The sequence below is a fragment of the Paraburkholderia sp. BR13444 genome, from assembly GCF_040948755.1.
Classification (GTDB): Bacteria; Pseudomonadota; Gammaproteobacteria; order Burkholderiales; family Burkholderiaceae; genus Paraburkholderia; species Paraburkholderia youngii.
Genome location: NZ_JBFPKM010000004.1, coordinates 578,957 through 595,622 on the forward strand (window position 1 = coordinate 578,957; position 16,666 = coordinate 595,622).

Here is a 16,666-nt window from a genome sequence, read left to right on the forward strand (position 1 = left end):
CACATCCATGTTCGGCAAATTGACATGGGCGGACGTGCCGCTGCACGAGCCCATCATTGCGGTCACCCTGGCGGGCATCGTGCTCGGGGGCGTGGCGGTTCTGGGCGCGATCACCTACTTCAGAAAATGGACGGTGCTCTGGAACGACTGGATCACCTCGGTCGACCACAAGCGCATTGGCATCATGTACATCTTTGTGGCGATCGTGATGCTGATCCGTGGCTTCGCCGACGCCATCATGATGAGAACACAGCTTGCGCTCGCCGGTCCCGGGCACTTGGGCTACCTGCCGCCGCATCACTATGACCAGATCTTCACGGCGCACGGCGTGATCATGATCTTCTTCGCGGCGACGCCGTTCGTCGTGGGCCTGATGAACATCGTCGTGCCGCTTCAGATCGGGGCTCGCGACATGGCGTACCCATACCTGAACGCCTTCAGCTTCTGGCTGTTCGTCGTGGGTGTCGTGCTCGTCATGCTGTCGCTCGGCGTCGGCGAATTCGCGCAGACAGGCTGGGTCGCCTATCCACCATTGTCGGACATAAAGTTCAGTCCCGGCGTGGGGGTGGATTACTACATATGGTCGCTGCAGGCATCGGGTCTCGGAACGCTGTTGACGGGCGTTAACCTCTTCGTGACCATTCTCCGGATGCGCGCGCCGGGCATGACGCTGATGAAGATGCCGATCTTCACGTGGACGGTGTTCGTCACGAGCGTAATCATCATTGCCGCCTTCCCGATCCTGACCGTTGCGCTGGCTGCGCTGGCGCTTGATCGCTACCTGGGCTTCCATTTTTATACGAACGAGTTCGGCGGTAATCCGACGATGTACGTGAACCTCGTATGGGCGTGGGGGCACCCAGAGGTTTACATCCTCGTTCTCCCGTCATTCGGAATATTTTCCGAGGTTACCTCGACGTTCGCCCGAAAGAAGCTGTTCGGCTACAAGTCGATGGTGGGCGCGACGCTGGCAATCGGTATCCTGTCGTTCCTCGTCTGGCTGCACCACTTCTTCACGATGGGTTCGGGCGCGGACGTGAACAGCTTCTTCGGCATTATGACGATGATCATCGCGGTTCCGACTGGCGTGAAGATCTTCACGTGGTTGTTCACGATATACCGCGGGCGCGTCGAGTTCACGACGCCTATGCTCTGGACGCTGGCGTTCCTCGTAACGTTCACGATCGGCGGCATGACCGGCGTTTTGCTCGCCATTCCGGGGGCTGACTTCCTGCTTCACAACAGCCTGTTTCTCGTCGCCCACTTCCACAATACGGTCATCGCAGGCGGGTTGTTTGGCTATTTCGCCGGCTTGAACTACTGGTTCCCAAAGGTCTTCGGCTTCAAGCTTAACGAGCGTCTCGGCAAATATTCGTTCTGGTGCTGGGTGATTGGCTTCTATCTCGCGTTCATGCCGCTTTACATGCTCGGCTTCATGGGCATGACCCGGCGCCTGAATCACTACGACAACCCCGCCTGGACGCCGTATCTCCAGGTCGCGTGGGTGGGCGCGGTCTTCATCCTTGCGGGGATTGGTCTGCTGATCGCGCAGATTCTCGTTAGTATCCGCGAGCGCAAGCAGAATCTCGACGTCACAGGCGATCCGTGGGATGCGCGCACGCTGGAGTGGTCGACGTCGTCGCCGCCGCCGTTCTACAACTTCGCCGTGGTTCCGCGCGTGGATGCCGTCGACGCATTCTACGCAGTGAAGAAACGCGGACTTCCGCCGCGCCCGAAGAAGTACGAGCCGATTCATATGCCGCGCAGCACCGGCGTGCCGTTCGTCCTCGGTGTATTCATCCTGCTGCTGTGCTTCGCGCTGATCTGGCACATCTGGTGGCTGGTGGGGTCCAGCTTCGTTGCCACAATCGCGACGGTGATCGTCCGCTCTTATAACGACGATATCGACTATTACGTTCTGGCCGACGAAATCGCACGGATCGAAAAAGCACCCGTTGCTCTCATGAAACGAGATCTGAACCATGTCTACGCAAACACTGATTGAAACAACCGGGACTGAGGATGCGCACGCGCATGATGGCCACGACACAGGCTCGCGCAAGGTGCTGGGCATGTGGATCTACCTGATGTCCGACTGCATCCTGTTCGGTTCGCTGTTCGCGTCGTACGCCGTATTGAGCGGCGCGTTTGCAGGTGGCCCCGGCCCGAAGGACATCTTCGAGCTACCGTACGTGCTGGCCGAGACGTTCGTGTTGCTGCTCTCCAGCATCACCTGCGGCTACGCGATGCTTGCCGTGCACCGCCGCGATCAGGACACCGTGCTCCGATGGCTGACCCTGACCTTCATTCTGGGCGCCGTCTTCATCGGCATGGAAATACACGAGTTCCATCACCTAGTTTCGCGAGGCTTCGGACCGCAGCGCAGCGGGTTTCTGTCTGGCTTCTTCACGCTCGTCGGCACGCATGGACTGCATGTCGCGTCCGGCCTGCTCTGGATGGCGGTGCTCCTGCATCAGGTGGCGATCAAAGGACTGACACCCACCAATGTGACACGCCTCTCATGCCTGAGCCTTTTCTGGCACTTTCTGGATCTGGTCTGGATCTGCGTGTTCACGATTATCTATCTCATCGGAGCATTCTGACCATGGCAAGCGATGCGACTACCCGCGCCGGCCAAGCCCACGGCAGCGCGAATTCCTACAACACGGGCTTTATTCTCTCGATCGTCCTGACGGCCATCCCGTTCGCGCTGGTCATGCATCCGATGCTGCCTCGTGCGACGACGCTTCTCGTGGCGGTGATATTCGCGGTTCTGCAACTCGTGGCGCACCTCGTGTACTTCCTGCACATGAGCCGTTCCTCGGAGGGCGGCTGGAACCTGATCAGCTTCGTGTTCACGCTGGTGATCCTGTTCATTGTCGTGGCGCTCTCGGTCTGGATCATCTGGAGCATGCACTTCAACATGATGATCCACTGATCCACCGCGCACATCCGACGAAGAACACCCCGGACCATGTATCGACTTTACCTGCAACTGACGAAGCCCGGCATCGTAATCGGCAATCTTATCGCCGTCACGGGCGGTTTTCTGCTGGGTTCGCACGACAGCGTCGACTGGCTCCGGGGCGCTCTGGTGGCCGTCGGCGTCATGCTGGTCGTCGCGTCCGGGTGTGTGGTCAACAACGTGATCGACCGGGATATCGATGGCCTGATGGCCCGGACACGCAATCGCCCAATGGTGACCGGCAGCGTATCAGTGCCATTTGCCTTGCTGTATGGCGTCGTACTCGTCCTCGCGGGCATGAACGTGCTCTACGCGGGCACGCGGTGCGTCCTGCCCCTCGCGCTGATACTCGTCGGCTACGCCGTGTATGTCGGGCTGTATAGCCTTTACATGAAGCGCAATTCGATTTACGGAACGCTGGTCGGCAGCATTGCCGGTGCGATGCCGCCAGTGGCCGGATACTGTGCGGCGAGCACCAGGTTCGACGCCGCCGCCGTCACATTGCTAGTCATGTTCAGTCTCTGGCAGATGCCGCATTCGTATGCGATCGCCATCTTCCGGGCCCAGGATTATCGCGCGGCTTCGATTCCCGTTTTTCCGGTTGTCCGGGGCTTTGCGGCCGCGAAGCGCCACATGTTGGCCTACATTGTCGCCTTTACGGCGGCCACCCTGACACTCGGCTTCCTTGGCTATGCCGGCAAGATCTATATGCTCGCCGCGCTAGTGGCGGGGTTGTACTGGTTCGGGCTGTGCGTTGCGGGATGTACCGCGTCAAACGAAGGCAGATGGGCACGCAAGATCTTCTTTGCGTCGATCATCATCGTGAGCGTATTGAGCGCTGCTATGTCGGTGGACAGTTCCCGGCCCCAACCGCCGACCAATCTCGCGCTGCTTGCGAGAAATTAAAGCAGAAGTTTCAGGTCTTTCGCGATGTCCTCGGCACTTTCCTCATACTGCAGCGCAAAGCGCACCACGCCCGTGGTGTCGATTATGTAATCAAGTGCCGAGTGCTCCATCGTATATGAGTTGCCGGATGAGACTCTGCGGCGATACGCACCAAAGGATCGGGTGGCCTCAGCTGTTTGCTGAGCGTCTCCGTATAGTCCGATGAACGTCGGGTCGAACGCAGCAGTGTAGGCCTCCAGAATCGCCGGCGTGTCCCGCTCCGGATCGACCGTGATAAAGATCACCTTCAGCCTGTTACCCTGATCTCCAAGCAGCCGCTTGGTCTGTGCCGCGCGAGCCAGAGTCGCCGGACACACGTCTGGACACCGGGTGTATCCAAAGAGAAGCAACACCACATTGCCCCGGAAGTCCTCCAGCGTTCGCGGATTGCCGTTGGTATCGCGCAGATGGAACGTCCCCGGCAGCTTCATCGAGGACAGGTCGACAACGTGCAGCTTCGATGAGATTCTTTTGCCGCATGCCGCCAAAGCGAGCAGGAGCGCAGCACCGAGCAGACGGCGGCGACGTAGTGACGGAGCACTTTGGGACGGGCGGCGCTTCATGGTCTCGGACATGCTGAAACTCCATGATAAGGAGGCGGGGGCGAAGCTGGTCGCGTGCGGAGCACAGCGTGTCGTTAGCGCGACCAACGATACCCCTCTATGCGTGTTGGCCGCGGGCGGTATTCCACGGGCAATAGCAGCCGACGGCGACCATCGGAGCAGGCTCGACGTGTGCCCCCGCGACCAGCTTGTCGAGAATCGGCTCCACGAAACTGTTGTTCGAACTACAGACAAGACCGGCGCTGTAGGGTCCCGCGTAGGCGAGCTTTCCATCCGCAGCCCAAATGGCGATAGCGGGACTGGCCGGTATGCGCTCCATTCCTTCGATTCCCGGTAAAGGATTCAGTTTGCCTCGCAGGAAGACCGGTAATTGTCCGTGGGTACCGGGCTTGCGCACGCTGTAGAAGTCGATAACCGCGCCTCTGAACATTGTGATGAGATAGTTCAGGTGGGCGTCGGTATTCTCGTTACAGCTTGCGCAGTCGGGGTCCCAGAAATGCACGACACGAATGCGTCCGGTATTGCCTGCCAAGTCCGGCGGCAAACGCAGGTCGGAATCCCGGAAGAGAACAGCCTGATTCGAGTAGCTGGTTACTCCACTGACGCCGAAGTATCGCCACAGTGCAACGCCGGTCCCGACCAGAATGCATACAGCTGCATAGAGAAACAGCATGACCGGGCGGCGACGCAGCAGGGGAACGGTTGATTGAGGGGGTGTCCCGGTATTGGCTGGAAACATATGCGGCAGGCGAGATATCGGGGCTTGTGATCAGCGGCTGGACCGAGCATAGACGGTGTGACCAGCGAGTCGACTGCCGCTCGCAAAGCGCAACAGGCTAGTGCGGCGGTCGAACAAATATTTCCTAGAGGTCACGATCCCGAGGCTTGCGAACGAGGTCGATAGCCTCCCTCAAAGTCATGGCGGTTACACCATTCTTCTGCGTCTTGATGCGGGGCAGTGTTATGTAGGTGCGGCATATTTCACGGTAAAACTCGTCATGGGCCTGCTCACTTAACCAGTTGAGTCGTTCGCTGTCCGCATTGCTGGTATGGGCCTCGATCAGGTGCTTGCGAAGCAGCTCGATCTCGTTGGCGACTTGTCGAAGGGTATCGGCCACCTCACCCGTCATCAATTCCGCCTGTTTTCTGATCTGTTCAAGATCAACGCGCATGATCAGGTATTTTAAGTATCGCAACAATGTCGCCGGACAACGTCCTCTTCTCACGCGGACTGAGAAGACCAATCTGGTCTACTCACCCAGATCGCGGCTCGGCATGGCAGCCACAATCAACGGTGCACCGATGACCACGCCCTCGAACCCAACAAACATGTTCTGAAGGGGAAGAGACTCCGAGCCGGCTGCTTTGATGAAGTTCACAACAAGGCTTCCGTCTACGAATGAATTTAAAGTAAGCCCCGCGCGGTCGCAATTGCACTTTGGGTTACGTATGAGATGCCACTTCGTGCCACCGGTACGAAGGTTTAGCTAAACCATTGTGCAATGGACTGGTGCACCTGTTGCAACCTAGAGTTTCCGCCTTGTCACGCTGTCCACTGACGGCATCGGATGTGTGACTTTCGCGTTCATGCTGGTCCGGATTGGCCTCTTGCTCCCGGCGATGGCCGGCTACGCTCTGTAGCACCCGCGATTTCCGTGGCGAGGCGAACGGCAGGACCCACGCTTGAGGGACGCGAATCAGTTAAACGGCTTGATTCCTGGAGCAGCCAATGAGGACGAGAGAGTACCCCGCGAGGTAACGGCGGCCCGCAAACACATTCGCCTTCTCCGTAGTGGTGAAACCAAACGTAGTCGCGTAGGCCGCCATCGATAGCGAACAGGCAGCAAGCGACTAGCACATGAGTGGGTTGGAGCAGCACGATATCGGCATTGCTGGGCAGACCTCCCGGAAAGCGACGAGATCAGTTTGTCGGCGAGCTCACATGCATGTGCACGGCCGCGGGGTCGAGATTGCCTGGGTCGCTCGCGAGATGAAAATACAGCAACGCAGTAAGGATCGCGATGCACATTGCGATTCCCGGGTATTTCGCATCGGCGCTGTCGATCGCGCGAATCAGAACACCCCGCCGGCGCGCGGTCGTGTGAAGACCCGGAGTCATGCTCCCGGGAATCCGATTCTTGTCAACGGGCACGAGCGCAGTAACGCGCTGCCGCGCCAAAGCAGCCTTTGCCGCCTTCGGCCGCCCCACCGTCCACACGCCACGTACCCCATAAGTGCGCCGCTCTGCGAAAGATCGCGTTACATACCGCATCCCCACCTCCCTAGGTTCACGTAAATCGGTGCAACAGAACGCGTGGCTATTTCGCCATGCACTGGCGGATCAAATAGGGGCGCTTACCCTGGCGCATGCCGAAGCGCCGCTCAGATCATCGAGTTGACGAATTTTTCGCGCGACTCCTACGTCATGAACAGCATGATGATGTTCTTCGACGGCGCACCGAACTGTGGCAACCCGGCATGGCTGCCACAGACTGGACAAGATGCTCGAGGTAGATATCTACTCGACGAGGCCGAGCGCTTGTGCAATCCCGAGTCCATATGCAGGATCAGCCTTCGTATAATTCGCAATGTGCCGCTCCTTGATATGCCGGGAAACACCCTGCATCGCGCGGGCAGTATTTTCGAATAGTGCCTTAGCTGCTCGGTATTCAACCTCCGAAAAAGAATCCCGGGTTGCTCATAGTGGTCTTCGTCCACACGGTGATCCCAGTGATATGCAGCGCCGGTCAGCGCAAGCGGTGGCTCGCGAAGATCCGGCTGTTCGGCCCACTCGCCATGCGAGTTCGGTGCGTAGCTCGCGGCCGCACCTTAGTTGCCGTATTTGTGCGTCGAAAACACTCCGGAATCTGTTCATGCTTAGGTCCTTGAAAATTATCTGCGCGTTCACACCTGTCGCTGCCGTGTGCCGGGTCCCTCCGACGGGGACTATCCCCCGCGCCGAAGAATTTTCGGGGCGACCGGGTGTTTTCCTGGGAGCGTGAATAAGGTGGAAGTTTGATTTCCGGGACTTACAGTGCCGTTGCATACCGCGGTGCAGGGACATCGTTCGACAGATGCCGCGACATCGTGCGCCGAGCGGCTTCATAGGCCTCCCATTTTTCGCCGGCATGCAATGACGGGATGGTGACGAGTTCGCGGCGGTCGAAGCCCGTCAAAGCCGCGTCCACCATGTCAGAGGCAGACATGACGATTCCTTCTGGCAAGTGCTCGATCGGGAGCCCGCCGGTCTGCCAGAAGTCGGTGGCGGTCGCGCCCGGCAGCACGGCTTGCACCTGTACACCCTTGTCAGCGACTTCGTGGTGCAACGACTGGCTGAAGGCGAGAACAAAGGCCTTGCTGCCGCCGTAGACGCCGTTGAGCGTCTCCGGCGAGAGCGCGACGATCGACGAGATGTTGATCACGGCACCCGTGCCACGCGCAATGAAGCCCGGGACAGCCGCGTACGTGAGGCGGGTGAGGGCGGTGACGTTCAGATCGATCATCCGGGTCATCGCGTCGATATCGCTTTCCAGCAGCGGCGTATGCGTGCCTACACCCGCGTTGTTGACCAGCAGCGTGACGCTTGCGTCCTGTTTCAGTTTCGCTTCAACGCCGGCAAGCGCTGCGCGGTCGTTGAGGTCGGTGTCGACGATTTCGACGCTTTGGTGCGTGTCGTTCGCGATGCGATCGGCGAGGGCGATCAGCCGGTCGCGGTTTCGGGCGACCAGAATCAGGTCGTAGCCACGGCGTGCCAGCCGATCGGCGTAGACTGCACCGAGACCCGACGACGCCCCGGTAATGAGAGCTGTACCTTGGTGTGCCTGAGCCATGATTTCACTCCGTTTCGAAGGTGATTGATGAACGCGTGATTGAATTCTGGCTTTGTTTCGTCGGGACAGAAATGACGGAATTCGGGTGTGTTTAGGACATCGTCCGCTGGAAAACGAACATGCACCGATATGGCTCGCGTCACTTCAAGTTACTTTGCGAGTTGGCTTGCTGATCGCGTGACAGAAGGCGCTTTTTTCCTGCTCAAAGCCCGGGCGGTTGTCAGTGCGCGCCCGCCGCGGCGTCGCTCGAACTGTTGGCCTTGCCCGGCTTGGTGATCCAGATGAGCGGGATAATGACGATCATGATGACCGCTGCGGCATAAAACACGTCGTTCAGCCCTAACATCGCCGCCTGTGTCTGCACCGTATGATCGAACAAGGCATACGATGCGCCTTTTCCCAGACCAAGCAACGAGTGGTAGGCATCGATTTGCGCGTTGAACATCGGGTTGGTCGGACTTGACTGCTGCGTCAGGATTTCATGGTGCATGATCGTCCGGTTGTTCCACACCACACCCGCGATAGATGTGCCGACGCCACCGAAAAACATGCGCGCAAAGGTGGATAGGCCGGCGGCGGCGGGCACTCTTTCAGGTGGTTGCCCCGACAGGATGATCGTGGTCAGCGGGGCGAAGAACAGCGCCATCGGGATGCCTTGCAGCAGGGTCGGCAGGACGATGTGTCCTTCGCTGATATCCGTATAGAAGAACGAACGCATGTAATAGACGATCGCGAAGCTGACGAACGCGCACGTGCCGATGATGCGTGCATCGGAACGCGGCAGTATTTTGCCCATGATCGGTGCGCCGATCACCGCGAAAATGCCCAGTGGCGCCGTCGCGAGCCCCGCATCCAATGACCGGTAGCCCAGATACTCCTGCATCCACTGCGGAAGCAACACCAGCGTTCCGAAGAAGATGGCATATGCGATAGCAATCGAAACCGTGCCGCCGAGGAAATTACGCTGCTTGAAGAGCGTCAGGTCGACAATCGGGTTCTTGTCCGTCAGCTCCCAGACAATGAAAAGCGCCAGCCCCACTGCGGCAACGATAGTCAGAACAATGATCGTGTTCGAAGAGAACCAGTCCAGATCCTTACCCTTGTCCAGCATTATCTGGAGCGACGCCACCCAGACGATCAGCAGCAGCAGTCCGACGACATCGACGGGAAGCTTTCGGGTCGGCGTGTCGCGATGGCGATACAGCGTCCACACCATTGCGGCAGCAAATAGCCCGACCGGGATATTCACATAGAAGATCCATGACCAGCTATAGCTGTCCGTCATCCAACCACCGAGTGTCGGCCCCACGATCGGCCCGGCCACCATGATCATCGAGAACAGCGAGAGTGCCAGTGAGGATTTCGCCCTGGGCCAGGAACTGAGCAGCAGCGCCTGGGACATCGGAATCAGCGGTCCGGCCACGGCGCCCTGCAGCACGCGCGCAAAAAGCAGCATCGGCAGTGACGGCGCAACTCCGCATAGCCACGACGCCATGACGAACAATAGAATCGAACCGACGAACAGGCGAACCTGTCCCAGCCGCTGGGTCAACCAGCCGGTCAAGGGTATCGATACGGAGTTCGCGGCGGCAAACACGGTGATGACCCACGTGCCTTCGTCGACCGATACGCCCAGGTTTCCGGAGATGGTCGGAATGGCGACGTTGGCGATCGATGAGTCAAGCACGGTCATGAAGCCCGCAAGGCCCACGCTGAACGAGCCCAGGGCAAGTGTCGCCCCCGCAAGCGGGGGTGGATTCTGATGGTCGGTCGTCATGCTGAGCGTCCTGCAATTGAGTGTCTGAAGAGAAAGGCACGATATCTGTCACGTGCCCGTGCTCTATGAGAGAAAGCTCATTGGTTTTTGGCGATGATGCGTGCGATCGCCGAGTCCGCTTCGTCGCCGTACTTGGCGAATACGTCGGTCTTGTAGGTCGACGGAGGATCGGTGTCGAGCTGCGGACCGGCAGAGTCCTTGACGTCGACATCCACGTTCATCGACAGCCCCACCCGCAGCGGATGCTTTTCCAGCTCCTCAGGCGGAATCTCGATCCGCACGGGCAGCCGTTGCACCACCTTGATCCAGTTACCCGTGGCGTTCTGCGCCGGCAACAGCGCCAGGGCCGACCCGGTGCCCGGCGTAAAGCCCACCACCTTGCCGTGATAGACGACAGAGGTGCCGTAGACGTCGGCGGTCAGCTCGACAGGTTGTCCAACCCTGATATGACGAAGCTGCCACTCCTTGAAGTTGGCATCGATCCAAACCTGCTCGAGCGGGACCACGGACATCAGTGCCGCGCCAGGGGAAACGCGCTGGCCCACCTGAACTGTTCGTTGTGCGACATATCCTGTGACGGGTGCAGGCAACGTGGTGCGGGCATAAGCCAGGTAGGCGTCGCGAACTCGTGCGGCGCTCGCCAGTACGTCTGGATGGTTTGCGACTGACGTATTGGCCGTCAATGCGCGATTGGCACCGAGCTGTTGCCGGGCAGCGTCTAGCGCCGCCTGTGCCGACCTGACGGCATCGCGGGCGTGCGAGATCTCCTCGTCGGACACGGCCCCCGTCATGCCCGTGGAAAGTCGGCGCTTCAAGTCGTCCTGTGCCTTCGAAAGATCCGTCTGGCGTTCGGCGATATCTGCACGAAATTTGTCATCGTCGACATACAGGCCGTGGACTCTGCGAACGGTTTGGCCCAGATTGGCCTCGGCCTGTTGCAGGGCGATCCTGGCATCAGCGGGGTCAATCTGGACGATCGGCGCGCCCTTCTTGACGATTTGCGTATTGTCCGCATTGACCCCGATCACAGTGCCCGTGATCTGGGGCGTGATTTGCACGACGTTACCGTTCACGTAGGCGTCGTCGGTGTCTACGTGATAGCGCGCGTCAAGGAAATAATAGGCGCCATACGCAGCCCCCGCGATCGCCAGGGAAGCGACAAGCAGTACGAGCAGGAATTTGCGCTTACCGGCTTTTTTTGCCGGCTCGTTGGCCGACGGTGGCTGAGGGGTGTTCATCGATAGCTCCAGCAAAGTTGAACGTAGGCCGTCGGTCACCACGCCCGACGGCCAGGCGGTCGATTCAGTGAGTAGCGGCGTCAACGGATGGCGCGGGAATTGGTGTTTCGGTGTTTGCCGCGAGGCCCTCGCGCGCCGCATTGAAGCCCCCTCCGAGCGCCTTGATCAGACCTATTTGCTCGTCGCGGCGGCCCATCTCGAGGTTGACGACTGCCGTTTCGGCAGCGAGACGGTTGTCGTCCGCATTCAGCACCTGCAACTGCTGATTCAACCCCGCCTTGTAACGAACCAATGCCAACTGATACGCCTTGGTCTGCGCGTCGAGCGCCTGCCGCGCGTCCACCAGCTGACGGTCGTCCGACCGGATCTGCGTGACCTGCGTGGCCACGTCGGACAGAGCGTTGATCAGAGTCTGGTTGTAGGTCGCGACGTCGTAATCGAAATCTGCGTAGCGGCCCTTCAGTTGGGCGCGCAAGGCACCGGCATCGAAGATGGGCAGATGAATCGCGGGTCCCGCCTGAATCTGACGACTACCAGCCGTCAGGAACCGACCCCAGCCGAACGCGACGAGTCCCACAGCTGCGGAAAGATTGACGTCCGGATAGAACTCGGCCTTCGCTTCCTTCACATCGTGCATGGCTGCATCCACCTGCCAGTAGGCCGCCACGATGTCCGGCCGGCGTGAAATGAGGTCGGCCGGAAGATTGTCCGGCAAGGCGAACTCGGCAACGTCTGCTGGCGATGGCTGCGCGATCGTCAAACCACGGTCCGGCCCCTTGCCAAGCAACGCACCTAGTTGGTAGCGCACCGTCGTGATTTGCCCGTCGAGAGCGCTGACGCTCGAACGGCTCGTTGCGGTTTCGCCGTTTGCGGTCTGCTGTTCGACGTTGGTGTCGAGTCCCGCACCAACGCGTCCATGGGTGATTTGCACGATGCCCTCGCGATTCTTCACTTCCCGGACCTGGATATCGCGCAGCGCATAGAGCTGCGCAAGATGGTTGTAGGTGCTTGCCACCGACGCGGCGAGCGAAATGCGCACCTCCTCGGCTTCGGCGTTGGCGACCTTCTCCTGCGAGATGGCCTGACGAAGCCGCTCCCGATTCTTTCCCCACAGATCGAGGTCCCACGACGCACTGGCGAGCACGTTGTTCTCGCTCTGCCACGTGCCGCCGAACGGCGGTGGAACAATGCTGTTGGCGCTATAGCGCTCGCGCGTCCACGAATAGCTGCCGGTCACGTTCGGGTACAGTGCGGAATTGGCCGTGCCGACATAGGAATGCGCTTTCTCGATGCGGGCACGTGCCTGATCGATCGTTGGATTGCCGGCCAGTGCCTCGTCGATCAACGTGGACAGTTGCGGGTCGCCGAATTGGCCGGCCCAGTCCATTGCCGGCCACTGTCCGCCCTCGGCGGGCAAACTCTCCTTCGTCTCGTAGTTCGAAGGTGGTGCAATCTGCTTATCGCTTTTAATGCCGGCGTAGTTGACACATCCGGCCAGACCAAGCGCCGCCACCGCCGCCGCTATCGACGCGGCCCATGTGCTCGCTCGAAGCTGGAATTCGTAGTGATCCGTCATGGTTTCCATTTCCTTTCGCTCGTCCGCATAACCTGGGTTCGCAAGATTTGTTGTGCATATGCACTTCTTAGCCATCGGTGGTTCGCCCATCAATGCTTCGCGATACAAAACGTTTGTTGCTTTTTTTTACTCCTCGGACACGTTGCCAGTCATGCGGAACAGTTCGGTTCGCAGATGAGCAGCCTGTTGCTTCCCAAAGCTTCGCTCGAAGCGGGCCTGTGCAGTGGCCCAGTGAACGACCGCTTCGTCAAGCTTCGTCAAACCTCTCCTTGTAAGTACGACCCGAAGTCGCCGATACCCTTGCCCTTCGCAGGAAGCCACCACAAGTCCACGTTGGAGCAAAGGTTTGAGTGCGCGCACAAGCGTCGTTCTATCCATCACCATCGCCTTGGCGAGCCTGACCATCGTCAAGCCCGGACAGCGGCCCAGCGTCCTGAGAATGCTGAACTGCGTGGGCGTGATGCCGGCCTCGGACAGGTAACGCTCGTAAAGCTTCGAGATGTGTCGAGAAGCCTGACGGAGGGCGAAGCAGTCGTCGTCCTGAAGATCATCTAACCGCATGGACCGTTGCCTCGCGCAATTTCGCCACATCTGACGAGCACGTTCGAAAATTTCGGCATCGGATAGGCAGCCGGTAGCCCGTTGATCACGAGTGCTTGCGCCCCGTTCAAGATGACATTGATCATCGATGTTGGGTTAGGCTCCAGCACGGCCGGATTGCCCGCCAGTGGCGCGAGCAGCGGCGCAAACGCTCTGCCATTCGACCCGTGGCAATGCATGCATCGCCGCGCGAATCCGGTTGTACGTGCCGCAGCGGCAGATATTGCCGGCCATCGCCGCGTCGATGTCGGCGTCGCTCGGGTACGGGTTCGACGCGATGAAGCACGCACGAACGCACCGCGACGCCGTCGAGGTGCACGGTGCATGCGCCGCATTGCGCAATCCCGCAGCCGAACTTTGGTGCCGGTCAATCCGACAATATCGCGAAGGACCCAGAGCAGCGGCATGTCATCAGTTGCGTTGACGGTATGAGCTGTGTCGTTGATGTTCAGGCCAACCACAGAGCACTCCATGAAAGAAGCCGTTGAAATAGCACTATCGTGTACGGCGTATTAGTCGCCGCGACCTTGTTAAAGGAAATTCAGAGCGCCTTTTCGAAGGTGATTGATGAATTCGCAATTGCATTCTGGCTTCATTTCCGCGCGACAGAAATGACGGAATTCGGGATGGTTTAGGACATCGCGCGACGGCGGATTCAACCGGTCGATGCAACACAATGAACGTCGCATGAGCGGCGGGAGTGTTGCAAATGAAACAGAGGCGCCGGATCTATTACAGCGAAAGCCAGAAGGCGTTGATGTGGGAACGCTGGCGTAAAGGCGAGTCGCTGCAGCACATCGCCCAGCTGGTGGGGAATCGGCGTAGCGCAAGTCGCAACGAAGCGCGCAGTCAGCAAAGCCTTGCCATTCCATCGTCCGACATTTCCGAAATCGCATGGCAGGATAAAACGACCCTGCGGTGGCGACTGCGGCCTATAGCTCGCGGACCAAGGCGAGCAGTGCGGGTGCTATGGTGACGCGAAGCTCTTCCTCTGTTTGTCTTAACGAAGCATTCGTCTGAGAGATGCGAAAAACTGGCTGTTGACAACATTACTTCGCTTTTGGTGACACCTTTGCTTCGCTCTACACCTGCACGGTATCAGCCGACGCGGCGACATATACCTACGGACGTTGCTCATTCATGGCGCACGGGCTGTTCTGCGCGATGCACCGAAAAAGACGGATCCTCAGAGCATCTGGCTTCAAGAGTTGATGGCTCGACGCGGGTATAACTGCGCAGCGGTCGCACTGGCCAACAGGAATGCGCGGATTATCCAGGCACTGCTCAGCAGCGATGCGACTTATATGACGAGAGGCGCGGCAACATAACCTCCGAAAACTGCTTGTAAGGAGACGCTACCCCCAACACAGGTTTGCGAAGCTTCTCAAAGCGATGACGAAATAGGTTGAACCAGCATCCTGAAGCCTGTTTTTTGTGCCGCTGCCACTTGTGGCGAGCCGCGATTTTGCTAAGGACCGGGTGCGCGGATCTCATCGAGGCTGCGGGCGTGCTTCGGCAACCGTCCATCTGGTAAGCCGGATACATGCATGCAGACCGTTTCGACATCACGAACAGGAAGCTTGCAAAAGGCGTCGGGTCCATACAGGCACGAAAAGGACGGATACCCCTTCAAGCGGTACGCGGCGGATCAGACCTACGGCCTGACTCGGTACACGAAAGAAGTGCATCGCCTTTATAAGGTTCTCGACGGGCAACTAGAAAAGAATCAATTCGTCGCCGGGGACGAATACAGCTTCGCAGACATCGCAATCTACCCGTGGATCGCGCGGTTCGAATTGCACGATCTTGAATGGTCCGTCCGTGCCGAACGTCAAGCGGTGGTACGAAATGCTGGGGCGCGGGGCGCCGTCAAGCGCGCTATGTAGATTCTGTGATGACACTGGACACGCCGATCACCGTACCAGGGCGCAATACGTCTTCGAACGTGCAGAAAGTGATGTGGCTGCTGGCGGAAATCAATCGCGGATGCGAGCGAATCGATGTCGGTGGGAAATATGGTGGAAAGAAGGAGGGGAGCTACCTTGGCAAGAACCCGAACGGCGTCGTCCCGACGGTCATCCACGGGGATATCGTCATCTGGGAATCAAATACGATCCTCAGATATTTGGCGAACGTCTTCCGGCTATCGGAGCTATATCCGAACGATCCCGCCGAGCGCGCCAATGTAGAGCGCTGGATGGATTGGCAGCTGTCCTCGTTTGGCCCGGCAAATGTCCTGTTGTATCAGAGTATTGTTCGTACTCCGATTGCGGAACGGAACGAAGATGTCATCGAACAGCACCGCGCTCGTAACGCGACGCACCTCGCAATACTCGAGCAAACGCTTTCTAATCATCGATTCATTGCGGGCGACAAATTCACGCTCGCGGATGTTTCGATGGGAGCGCTGGTGCATCGCTGGTTTAAGCTTCCTGTGATGCGGCCGGATCATCCTCATCTAAGGGGCTGTTATGACTCGATGTGTGAAAGAAGGCCTTTTGTCGAGCATGTCGTAAAGATTGAGTTTCCGTGATCTCTTTCGATTTCTGGTACCACTACCGCTTCGGCTGACACCAGTTGGACCGCACATGCGGGCCCCAATCACTTTCGTCGCGTAGGTGTTGCATCGACCGGCTGAATCCGCAGCCGAGTACCGCCGGGTATCCGTGTGATCGTTCCCCGCGGCACGCGGGGATCCGATGACGCTGTGCGACTGGCTACGCCTGAGTTCCTCCAGCGCTGAGAGGCATTGCACATGGATAACAACTTTAGGCGTTCGTCAGTGCGCGACGCAATTGCACGATGATGTAGTCACACCTTCGTATTGGGGGAAAGGACTTTTGTGGGACGCACCCTAACCCAAAAGTGCAATTGCGATTGCGCCGGTCGCACCGTAAATTGGCCCGTAGGCATCGGCTGGAATCAGGCGGTCCACGGCCCCTTGCAGGAACGCCCATTCGCGGGCGTCGAAGAAGCGGGGCTTGTACTCGACCTCAGCTAGAGGAGCCGCGTCCGATGCGGGCTGGCCACCTTGCTGCGCGATTTCCGACGAGGGCTGCTTGCCGCCTTCGCAGCCGGCCAGCCCGTCTGCGGGAAGCAGCGCCGCCGCCGTGCGCAGAAAGCCCCGGCGTGACGTGAGAGGGAACTCGGACATACTCGATCTCTGTATCAA

18 protein-coding genes and 3 pseudogenes are annotated in these 16,666 nt (G+C 59.0%); 7 read left to right on the plus strand and 14 right to left on the minus strand.

Annotated elements, in window-relative coordinates; translation table 11 throughout:
- Positions 1 to 7 precede the first annotated feature (7 nt).
- The 4 genes from cyoB to cyoE are packed head-to-tail and all read left to right on the plus strand — an operon-like array spanning position 8 to position 3,871.
- Positions 8 to 2,005, plus strand: a complete 1,998-nt coding sequence (gene cyoB / locus AB3X95_RS15250) for a cytochrome o ubiquinol oxidase subunit I (RefSeq protein WP_368621827.1) — start codon at positions 8 to 10, stop codon at positions 2,003 to 2,005.
- Positions 1,983 to 2,603: a cytochrome o ubiquinol oxidase subunit III gene (gene cyoC / locus AB3X95_RS15255; RefSeq protein ID WP_176120363.1), complete on the plus strand. Its 621-nt coding sequence runs from the start codon at positions 1,983 to 1,985 to the stop codon at positions 2,601 to 2,603. The genes cyoB and cyoC overlap by 23 nt, the downstream gene beginning before the upstream one ends.
- Before the next feature lie 2 nt (positions 2,604 to 2,605).
- On the plus strand, positions 2,606 to 2,938 hold the full coding sequence (gene cyoD, locus AB3X95_RS15260; protein WP_176120364.1) for a cytochrome o ubiquinol oxidase subunit IV: 333 nt from the start codon (positions 2,606 to 2,608) through the stop codon (positions 2,936 to 2,938).
- A gap of 36 nt (positions 2,939 to 2,974) precedes the next feature.
- Complete coding sequence (cyoE, locus tag AB3X95_RS15265) at positions 2,975 to 3,871, plus strand: heme o synthase (protein ID WP_368621745.1); 897 nt, start codon at positions 2,975 to 2,977, stop codon at positions 3,869 to 3,871.
- Here cyoE and AB3X95_RS15270 read toward each other — a convergent pair.
- The 13 genes and pseudogenes from AB3X95_RS15270 to AB3X95_RS15330 all read right to left on the minus strand — a co-directional run bounded on the left by AB3X95_RS15270 (position 3,868) and on the right by AB3X95_RS15330 (position 13,955).
- Entirely contained in the window at positions 3,868 to 4,485 is a 618-nt protein-coding gene (locus AB3X95_RS15270; RefSeq protein ID WP_368621746.1) for an SCO family protein, read from the minus strand. The genes cyoE and AB3X95_RS15270 overlap by 4 nt on opposite strands.
- A gap of 85 nt (positions 4,486 to 4,570) precedes the next feature.
- Positions 4,571 to 5,146: a DUF6436 domain-containing protein gene (locus AB3X95_RS15275; RefSeq protein ID WP_368621747.1), complete on the minus strand. Its 576-nt coding sequence runs from the start codon at positions 5,144 to 5,146 to the stop codon at positions 4,571 to 4,573.
- Between the two features lie 190 nt (positions 5,147 to 5,336).
- On the minus strand, positions 5,337 to 5,645 hold the full coding sequence (locus AB3X95_RS15280; RefSeq protein WP_176120367.1) for a hypothetical protein: 309 nt from the start codon (positions 5,643 to 5,645) through the stop codon (positions 5,337 to 5,339).
- A gap of 78 nt (positions 5,646 to 5,723) precedes the next feature.
- A complete protein-coding gene (locus AB3X95_RS15285) occupies positions 5,724 to 5,852 on the minus strand; it encodes a hypothetical protein (protein WP_255215146.1) in 129 nt (42 codons plus the stop codon).
- Between the two features lie 542 nt (positions 5,853 to 6,394).
- Entirely contained in the window at positions 6,395 to 6,592 is a 198-nt protein-coding gene (locus tag AB3X95_RS15290; RefSeq protein WP_176120368.1) for a hypothetical protein, read from the minus strand.
- A gap of 399 nt (positions 6,593 to 6,991) precedes the next feature.
- Positions 6,992 to 7,099, minus strand: a complete 108-nt coding sequence (locus AB3X95_RS15295; protein ID WP_309240610.1) for a hypothetical protein — start codon at positions 7,097 to 7,099, stop codon at positions 6,992 to 6,994.
- A 403-nt stretch (positions 7,100 to 7,502) separates the two neighbouring features.
- On the minus strand, positions 7,503 to 8,303 hold the full coding sequence (locus AB3X95_RS15300; RefSeq protein ID WP_368621748.1) for an SDR family NAD(P)-dependent oxidoreductase: 801 nt from the start codon (positions 8,301 to 8,303) through the stop codon (positions 7,503 to 7,505).
- Positions 8,304 to 8,523: 220 nt separating this feature from the next.
- Positions 8,524 to 10,080 (minus strand): DHA2 family efflux MFS transporter permease subunit, encoded by a 1,557-nt coding sequence (locus AB3X95_RS15305; protein ID WP_368621749.1) that lies wholly within the window; start codon positions 10,078 to 10,080, stop codon positions 8,524 to 8,526.
- A gap of 77 nt (positions 10,081 to 10,157) precedes the next feature.
- A complete protein-coding gene (locus AB3X95_RS15310) occupies positions 10,158 to 11,318 on the minus strand; it encodes an HlyD family efflux transporter periplasmic adaptor subunit (RefSeq protein ID WP_176120371.1) in 1,161 nt (386 codons plus the stop codon).
- A gap of 64 nt (positions 11,319 to 11,382) precedes the next feature.
- Positions 11,383 to 12,903, minus strand: a complete 1,521-nt coding sequence (locus tag AB3X95_RS15315) for an efflux transporter outer membrane subunit (protein WP_368621750.1) — start codon at positions 12,901 to 12,903, stop codon at positions 11,383 to 11,385.
- Positions 12,904 to 13,020: 117 nt separating this feature from the next.
- On the minus strand, positions 13,021 to 13,455 hold the full coding sequence (locus AB3X95_RS15320) for a MarR family winged helix-turn-helix transcriptional regulator (protein ID WP_176368102.1): 435 nt from the start codon (positions 13,453 to 13,455) through the stop codon (positions 13,021 to 13,023).
- A gap of 35 nt (positions 13,456 to 13,490) precedes the next feature.
- Positions 13,491 to 13,676: pseudogene (locus AB3X95_RS15325) on the minus strand (cytochrome c); the annotation flags it as partial.
- Positions 13,591 to 13,955, minus strand: a pseudogene (locus AB3X95_RS15330) ((2Fe-2S)-binding protein). The pseudogenes AB3X95_RS15325 and AB3X95_RS15330, both read right to left, overlap by 86 nt.
- Before the next feature lie 636 nt (positions 13,956 to 14,591).
- Between AB3X95_RS15330 and AB3X95_RS15335 the strand changes: the two are divergent.
- From AB3X95_RS15335 to AB3X95_RS15345, 3 genes and pseudogenes are all read left to right on the plus strand, one after another.
- Positions 14,592 to 14,822, plus strand: a pseudogene (locus tag AB3X95_RS15335) (IS110 family transposase); the annotation flags it as partial.
- 219 nt (positions 14,823 to 15,041) lie between these two features.
- On the plus strand, positions 15,042 to 15,380 hold the full coding sequence (locus AB3X95_RS15340) for a glutathione binding-like protein (RefSeq protein WP_368621751.1): 339 nt from the start codon (positions 15,042 to 15,044) through the stop codon (positions 15,378 to 15,380).
- A gap of 8 nt (positions 15,381 to 15,388) precedes the next feature.
- Positions 15,389 to 16,027 (plus strand): glutathione S-transferase family protein, encoded by a 639-nt coding sequence (locus AB3X95_RS15345; protein ID WP_368621752.1) that lies wholly within the window; start codon positions 15,389 to 15,391, stop codon positions 16,025 to 16,027.
- Between the two features lie 321 nt (positions 16,028 to 16,348).
- On the opposite strand, the gene AB3X95_RS15350 is transcribed toward AB3X95_RS15345, so the two are convergent.
- On the minus strand, positions 16,349 to 16,648 hold the full coding sequence (locus AB3X95_RS15350; protein ID WP_368621753.1) for a hypothetical protein: 300 nt from the start codon (positions 16,646 to 16,648) through the stop codon (positions 16,349 to 16,351).
- Between the last annotated feature and the right edge of the window lie 18 nt (positions 16,649 to 16,666).